This is a genomic window from Streptomyces sp. NPDC060209 (assembly GCF_042728155.1).
Lineage (GTDB): Bacteria > Actinomycetota > Actinomycetes > Streptomycetales > Streptomycetaceae > Streptomyces.
Genome location: NZ_JBHWZS010000394.1, coordinates 1 through 7,031, shown reverse-complemented (window position 1 = coordinate 7,031; position 7,031 = coordinate 1). Strand labels below are relative to the sequence as shown.

Genomic DNA, 7,031 nt, shown 5'->3' with positions numbered 1-7,031 from the left:
CAAGAAGTGAGACCGGGCACCGCTCGTTCCTCATACGCGCCGGGCCGGGCTTCCCCTCGGGGAGCCCGGCCCGCGGGCTGTTCAGGGGCCCGTTCAGAGCGTCTGCAGCGTCACCAGGGTGATCCGCAGCGAGGCACCCTCGCCCTCGGTCTCGATCCGCACCCGCTGCCCGGGGCGCAGCAGTCGCAGCCCTCCCGCGTCGAACGCGGGTGCGTCGAAGTCCACCGGGGTGCCGTCGTCGAGCAGCACACTGCCGCTGCGGGTCTCGGAGTCGTACGTGAACGAGGTCGCCTGCATGAGCGGCAGCCTATCGGTCCGCTGCGGGCACCGCCGGGGCCACCGAGCCCGCGGTGAACCGCCCCACTCCCAGCGCCAGCGCGGCCTCCAGGTCCTCGCCCGTGTCCACGTCCCTGCGGACCGAATCGAGGCCAGGCAGCGCGATCTCGACCGCCCCCGACGCCAGGTGCCGTGCCCGTGACGCCCCGCCGAAGGCAGGCCGCAATTCCACCCCGGGCATCGCGGAAAGAAATGTGGTGCCGATTCCCTGCGCATCAACGACAAATGTGCGGGGAAATGCGGCGGAGAATTCGAGCACCCGCGCCAATTCTTCCGGACGCAGAGCGGGAAGATCCGCGTTGAGCGCGGCCACCGCGGCACCCCCGCTCCGCGCCCGCGCCGAGCGCGCACCGTGCTCCAGTGCCGCGTTGAGCCCGGCCGCCGGGATGTCGGCCACGACGCGCGCGCCGAGCGCGGTCAGCGCCGCTCCGGCCACCGGGTCGTCCGTGACGACCACCACATCCCCCACCGCCCGGCAGGACAGTGCGGCCGACACGGTGTCCTGGGCGAACGCCAGGGCCAGGCGCGGACGCAGATCCCCGCCCACCGCCCGGCCCAGCCTGCTCTTGGCCCGTGCGAGCGGCTTCAGTGGGACGACCAGGGACCAGGGGCCGGTCGGGTCGGTGTTCGTGGCGATCTCCCCCTCCGTACGCATCAGCCCATATTCTCGCCTGCCGGTACGACAACCCGGAGGTCCGCCCCCACGGGTGAGGCGTACGGTGTTCTCCACACAGCAGGGGCCCCGGGTCGAGGCAGCATCGCCGGGAGCCCCGCAGCAGCTCAGTTCCTAGAGGAAGGCGTCCGAGTGTCCCGCCGCAGAATCGGCTTCTGGTACCGCCTGGCGGCGGCCATCGCAAAACCGCCCCTGGTGGTTCTGTTCAAGCGGGACTGGCGGGGAATGGAACACATTCCGGCCGATGGCGGATTCATCACCGCGGTCAATCACAACTCGTATCTGGACCCGCTGTCCTACGGGCATTTCCAGTACAACACCGGACGCGTGCCGCGGCTGCTCGCCAAGGCCGGACTGTTCAGGACGCCGTTCGTCGGAATGATCCTGCGCGGCACAGGACAGATCCCCGTCTACCGCGAGACGACCAACGCGCTCGACGCCTTCCGCGCCGCCGTCGACGCCATCGAGCGGGGCGAGTGCGTCGCCTTCTACCCCGAAGGCACGCTCACCCGCGACCCCGACATGTGGCCGATGGCCGGCAAGACCGGCGCCGCCCGGGTCGCCCTGATGACCAAGGCCCCGGTCATCCCCGTCGCCCAGTGGGGCGCCAACCTCGCGATGCCGCCCTACGCCACGGAGAACAAGCTCCAGCTGTTCCCCCGCAAGACCCTGCGGGTGCAGGCAGGACCGCCGGTCGACCTCTCCCGCTACTACGGCCTCGAGCCGACGCCCGACGTCCTGCGCCAGGCGACCGAGACCATCATGGCCGCGGTCACCGCCCAGCTCGAGGAGGTCCGCGGCGAGAAGGCCCCCGCCGAGCTCTACGATCACCGCAAGGCCCGTGCTGAACAGCGGCGCAAGGCAGAGGGAAAGGGAACGACGTGACGCACCCCGTAAAGGCGGCCGTCTTCGGAACCGGCTCATGGGGTACGGCGTTCGCCATGGTCCTCGCCGACGCGGGCTGCGAGGTCACCCTCTGGGGCCGTCGCGCCGAGGTCGCCGAGGCCGTCAACACGACCCGGACCAACCCGGACTACCTGCCGGGCGTCGAGCTGCCGGCCTCGGTCCGGGCCACGACCGATCCCGCCGAGGCGCTGCGCGGCGCCGACTTCGCCGTCCTCGTCGTGCCCTCGCAGACCCTGCGCGCCAACCTCGCGGACTGGGCGCGGCACCTGGAGCCCGGCACGGTGCTCGTCTCCCTGATGAAGGGCGTCGAACTCGGCACGGCCAAGCGGATGAGCGAGGTCATCGCGGACGTCACCGAGGTCACCCCCGACCGGATCGCCGTCATCACCGGTCCCAACCTCGCCAAGGAGATCGCCGAACGCCGCCCCGCGGCAGCCGTCGTCGCCTGCTCGGACGAGGACGTCGCCCGGCGCCTCCAGGCCGCCTGCCACACCCCGTACTTCCGGCCGTACACCAACACCGATGTGGTCGGCTGCGAGCTCGGCGGCGCCGTGAAGAACGTCATCGGCCTCGCCGTGGGCATCGCCGACGGCATGGGCCTCGGTGACAACGCCAAGGGCTCCCTCATCACCCGCGGCCTCGCCGAGACCACCCGGCTGGGACTCGCCATGGGAGCCGACCCGCTCACCTTCTCCGGACTGGCCGGACTCGGCGACCTGGTGGCGACGTGCTCCTCGCCGCTCTCGCGCAACCACACGTTCGGTACCAACCTCGGGCGCGGGATGACGCTCCAGGAGACCGTCGCCGTCACGAGCCAGACCGCCGAGGGCGTCAAGTCATGTGAATCCGTGCTCGATCTGGCGCGCAGGCACGGTGTCGACATGCCGATCACCGAGACGGTCGTCGGCATCGTCCACGAGGGCAAGCCGCCGGTCGTCGCGCTCAAGGAGCTGATGTCGCGCAGCGCCAAGCCCGAGCGACGCTGACTCGAGCCCTACCAGCAGGTACGCTCGTCGCGATATGAGCAGCCAGAACCTCCCCCAGAGCACTGAGAGCCCCCTGAGCTCCGAGCAGAGCTCCGAGCCGGGCCGCAAGCCGCGTGTGGCCGTCGTGTTCGGCGGCCGCAGCTCCGAGCACGGCATCTCGGTCGTCACGGCCGGTGCCATCATGAGCGCCATCGACAGGACGAAGTACGACGTCCTGCCGATCGGCATCACCAGGGACGGCCGTTGGGCCCTCACGTCCGACGATCCGGCCCGCATGGCCATCACGGACCGGCAGGTGCCCGACGTGGACCAGCTGGCCGAGTCCGCGCAGGGCGCCGTGACGCTCTCCGTCGACCCCGGCAACCGCGACGTCGTCGTGGGCGAACCCGGTGCGGTGCCCACGGTGCTGGGCGAGGTCGACGTCGTCTTCCCCATGCTGCACGGCCCCTACGGCGAGGACGGCACGCTCCAGGGGCTCCTGGAGCTCTCCGGCGTTCCCTACGTCGGCGCCGGCGTCCTGTCCTCGGCCGTCGGCCAGGACAAGGAGTACATGAAGCGGGTGTTCACCTCCTTCGGGCTGCCGGTCGGCCCGTACGAGGTCGTCCGCCCCCGGGAATGGGAGTCGGACCGCCCCGCCGCCCGCAAGCGCATCATGGAGTTCGCGGCCGAACACGGCTGGCCGCTCTTCGTCAAGCCCGCCCGCGGCGGCTCCTCGATGGGCATCACCAAGGTCGACGACCCCGCCGGGCTCGACGAGGCGATCGACGAGGCCCATCGGCACGACCCCAAGTTCCTCGTGGAGTCCCTGCTGAGCGGCCGGGAGATCGAGTGCGGTGTGCTGGAGTTCGAGGACGGACCGCGCGCCAGCGTGCCCGCGGAGATCCCGCCCGTCACCGCCCACGACTTCTACGACTTCGAGGCCAAGTACATCGACTCGGCGGCCGGCCTGGTCCCCGCACCGCTCACCGAGGAGCAGACCGCCGAGGTGCAGCGGCTCGCCGTCGAGGCGTTCGAGGCGGCCTCCTGCGAGGGGCTGGTGCGCGCCGACTTCTTCCTCACCGAGGACGGCACGTTCGTCATCAACGAGATCAACACCATGCCGGGCTTCACCCCGATCTCCATGTTCCCCCGCATGTGGCAGGCGAGCGGTGTGGAGTACCCGGAACTGGTGGACCGGCTGATCACGTCCGCGCTGAACCGCTCCACCGGCCTGCGCTGACCCCGGGGGCTGTCTCGCGCGAGGCAGCCCTCACAGACTGTCGGGGACCGTCTTCTTCACGGGCCCGGCGAACGCGGACAACGGGGTGATGTCATGGGCGTACTCGGTCCCGAGCGTCACCTCGACATACGCCTTGCGGTAAGTGGTCGTGAACCGCGGGCCGGCGTCATCACGCTGCTCCAGCAGCCAGTTGACGCCGTCCGCGTCCACGGCCTTGGACTGGGAATCGTCCATCTTCGCGGGCCGGGGGACGCCGCAGCGCAGTACGATCGCCCCGTCCCCCCAGCCGGCGGTCAGGTCCGAGTCCGGTGAGGGATCACTCCGTTCCAGGCCGGCGACGGTCTCCGGCAGCTCCTCGTGCAGTTTCCCGCAGTACCCGGCGGCCTCCGACGACGGTGTGGGAACCGCCACCGAGGGCTGGGCACCGGCGGAGGAACAGCCCGCCACGGCCAGGACGAGCAAGGCGGCGGACGGAGCGAGAGCACGGGATCGGGGGGACCGGCGGCGGGTGTGAGTCACCGGACCAGCGTAGACAGGGGTCAGAGGTGGACGACCGGGCAGGTCAGGGTACGCGTGATGCCGTCCACCTGCTGGACCTTGGCGACCACCATGCGGCCGAGCGCGTCGACCGTGTCGGCCTGCGCGCGCACGATCACGTCGTAGGGGCCTGTGACGTCCTCTGCCTGAATCACTCCCGGAAGCTTTGCGATGGTCTCGGCGACTGTCGACGCCTTGCCCACCTCGGTCTGGATGAGGATGTACGCCTGTACCACGGAACCTCCAGGGCGGCCACGAGGATCATGTGGGGGAAAGGGACGCCACGTTATCGCGTTGCCCCGGGCCGCGGGGAGACCTACGGGCCGGTTGACGCCCACAGCGTGGCGTACGCACCACAGAAGTTGACGTATCTCTTGACGGTACCGACAGCAGTTGGGGCTCGCGACCGCAAGCCCACCGGTGCGGAAGGGGGACAGTGATGCCTGCACTTCCCGGGGCCACCGGCTCCCGTGGGCCGTCCGCCCACGGTCCGGACCTCCGGCCGCTGAACCAGCCCGGACAGGTGTCCGGTGCGATAGATGAGAGGTGACACTCGGTGAAGGGAACCGTGGGCGAGTTGGGGGAGTTCGGGCTCATCAGAGAGCTCACGTCCCGGCTCACCACCACTCCGGCGGTACGACTGGGACCCGGCGACGACGCCGCGGTCGTGGCCGCTCCCGACCGCAGGGTCGTGGCCAGTACGGACATCCTGCTGGAAGGGCGGCACTTCCGCCGCGACTGGTCGACGGCGTACGACGTCGGCCGCAAGGCAGCCGCCCAGAACCTCGCCGACATCGCCGCCATGGGCGCCGTGCCCACAGCGCTGCTGCTCGGCCTCGTCGTCCCGGCGGACCTGCCGGTCACCTGGGCCGCCGAGCTGATGGACGGACTGCGCGACGAGTGCCAGGTCGCCGGCGCGGCCGTGGTCGGCGGTGACGTCGTCGGCGGCGACACCATCACCGTCGCCATCACCGCGCTCGGCGACCTGCGCAACCACGAACCCGTCACCCGGGCCGGCGCCCGGCCCGGCGACGTCGTGGCCGTCACCGGATGGCTCGGCTGGTCCGCGGCCGGATTCGCCGTGCTCTCCCGGGGGTTCCGCTCACCGCGTGCGTTCGTCGAGGCCCACCGGCGTCCCGAACCGCCGTACCACGCGGGCCCGGCGGCGGCCGGCCTGGGCGCCACGGCCATGACCGATGTCAGCGACGGACTCGTCGCCGACCTCGGGCACATCGCCGAGGCCAGCAAGGTCCGCATCGACCTGCGGTCCGGGCTCATCGACATCCCCTCGCAGATGTCCGACATCGGGCAGGCCGTCGGGGTCGACCCGCTGCAGTGGGTGCTCACCGGGGGAGAGGACCACGCGATCGTGGCGACGTTCCCGGCCGACGTGAAGCTCCCGGCGCGCTGGAAGGTCATCGGAGAGGTCCTCAACCCGTCGGCGCTGCCCCAGGTCACCGTCGACGGGGCGCCCTGGACGAGCAAGGGCGGCTGGGACCATTTCGGATCCATCGAGGACGCCCAGTAGATTCCGGGGCATGACCGCACCTGCCCCGATACCGCCCCGTGTCCTCACCGTCGCCGGATCCGACTCCGGCGGCGGTGCGGGCATCCAGGCCGACCTGAAGACGATGCTGGCCCTCGGCACCCACGGAATGAGCGTGCTGACCGCGGTGACCGCCCAGAACTCGCTGGGCGTGCAGGGGGCCTGGGAGCTCCCGGTGGACGCCGTACGAGCCCAGTACCGAAGCGTCGTCGACGACATCGGCGTCCAGGCGGTGAAGACCGGCATGCTGTCCTCGGCCGCGCTCGTCGACACCGTCGCGGAACTCCTCGCGGGGACGGACGCACCCGTCGTCGTCGACCCCGTCGGGGTCTCCAAGCACGGGGACGCACTGCTTGCCGCAGAGGCCCTCGACTCCGTACGCACGAAGCTGCTGCCCGTCGCCACGGTCGCCACCCCGAATCTCGACGAGGTGACCCAGCTCACCGGCGTCACCGTCACCGACGAACCGGGGATGCGCAGGGCGGCGGCGGAGATCCTCGCCTACGGACCGCGGTGGGTGGTGATCAAGGGCGGGCATCTGCCCGGCGAGGCCGTGGACCTGCTGACGGACGGCAGCGAGGAGCACTGGCTGCGCGCACCGAGGCACGACAACCGGCACACCCACGGCACGGGCTGCACCCTGGCTTCCGCCATCGCGTGCGGACTCGCCCGCGGCCAGGACGTCCCGACGGCGGTGCGGGGCGCGAAGGAGTACGTCACCGGCGCGATCCGGGCCGGCTTCGCGCTGGGCGGCGGGATCGGCCCCGTCGATCACGGCTGGCTGAGCACCGTCCGGTGAAGCACAGCAAAAAGCCGGTCCACCGAGGT

General features: G+C 71.1%; 9 protein-coding genes. 5 read left to right on the top strand and 4 right to left on the bottom strand.

Annotation, left to right across the window (positions count from 1 at the left end):
- Window positions 1–93 precede the first annotated feature (93 nt).
- Window positions 94–297, bottom strand: a complete 204-nt coding sequence (locus ACFWFI_RS39255; RefSeq protein WP_356887757.1) for a hypothetical protein — start codon at window positions 295–297, stop codon at window positions 94–96.
- A 10-nt stretch (window positions 298–307) separates the two neighbouring features.
- Window positions 308–991: a 2-phospho-L-lactate guanylyltransferase gene (cofC, locus tag ACFWFI_RS39250; protein WP_387400174.1), complete on the bottom strand. Its 684-nt coding sequence runs from the start codon at window positions 989–991 to the stop codon at window positions 308–310.
- Window positions 992–1,141: 150 nt separating this feature from the next.
- Here cofC and ACFWFI_RS39245 point away from each other — a divergent pair, with 150 nt between their 5' ends.
- From ACFWFI_RS39245 to ACFWFI_RS39235, 3 genes are read left to right on the top strand one after another with little or no spacing between them, the layout of a single operon-like run.
- Entirely contained in the window at window positions 1,142–1,894 is a 753-nt protein-coding gene (locus ACFWFI_RS39245) for a lysophospholipid acyltransferase family protein (RefSeq protein WP_387400172.1), read from the top strand.
- Window positions 1,891–2,901, top strand: coding sequence for an NAD(P)H-dependent glycerol-3-phosphate dehydrogenase (locus tag ACFWFI_RS39240; RefSeq protein WP_387400169.1), 1,011 nt, complete (start codon window positions 1,891–1,893; stop codon window positions 2,899–2,901). The genes ACFWFI_RS39245 and ACFWFI_RS39240 overlap by 4 nt, the downstream gene beginning before the upstream one ends.
- A gap of 34 nt (window positions 2,902–2,935) precedes the next feature.
- Window positions 2,936–4,120 carry a D-alanine--D-alanine ligase family protein gene (locus ACFWFI_RS39235; protein WP_387400167.1) on the top strand — a complete coding sequence of 395 codons (1,185 nt, stop codon included), beginning with the start codon at window positions 2,936–2,938 and terminating at the stop codon, window positions 4,118–4,120.
- Between the two features lie 30 nt (window positions 4,121–4,150).
- On the opposite strand, the gene ACFWFI_RS39230 is transcribed toward ACFWFI_RS39235, so the two are convergent.
- Entirely contained in the window at window positions 4,151–4,639 is a 489-nt protein-coding gene (locus ACFWFI_RS39230) for a DUF3515 domain-containing protein (RefSeq protein ID WP_387400165.1), read from the bottom strand.
- Between the two features lie 20 nt (window positions 4,640–4,659).
- Entirely contained in the window at window positions 4,660–4,893 is a 234-nt protein-coding gene (locus ACFWFI_RS39225) for an Lrp/AsnC family transcriptional regulator (RefSeq protein ID WP_033304016.1), read from the bottom strand.
- A 320-nt stretch (window positions 4,894–5,213) separates the two neighbouring features.
- Between ACFWFI_RS39225 and ACFWFI_RS39220 the strand changes: the two genes are divergently transcribed.
- Window positions 5,214–6,185 (top strand): thiamine-phosphate kinase, encoded by a 972-nt coding sequence (locus tag ACFWFI_RS39220; RefSeq protein ID WP_362931441.1) that lies wholly within the window; start codon window positions 5,214–5,216, stop codon window positions 6,183–6,185.
- A gap of 10 nt (window positions 6,186–6,195) precedes the next feature.
- Window positions 6,196–7,002 carry a bifunctional hydroxymethylpyrimidine kinase/phosphomethylpyrimidine kinase gene (gene thiD, locus ACFWFI_RS39215; protein WP_387400162.1) on the top strand — a complete coding sequence of 269 codons (807 nt, stop codon included), beginning with the start codon at window positions 6,196–6,198 and terminating at the stop codon, window positions 7,000–7,002.
- Window positions 7,003–7,031: the final 29 nt, after the last annotated feature.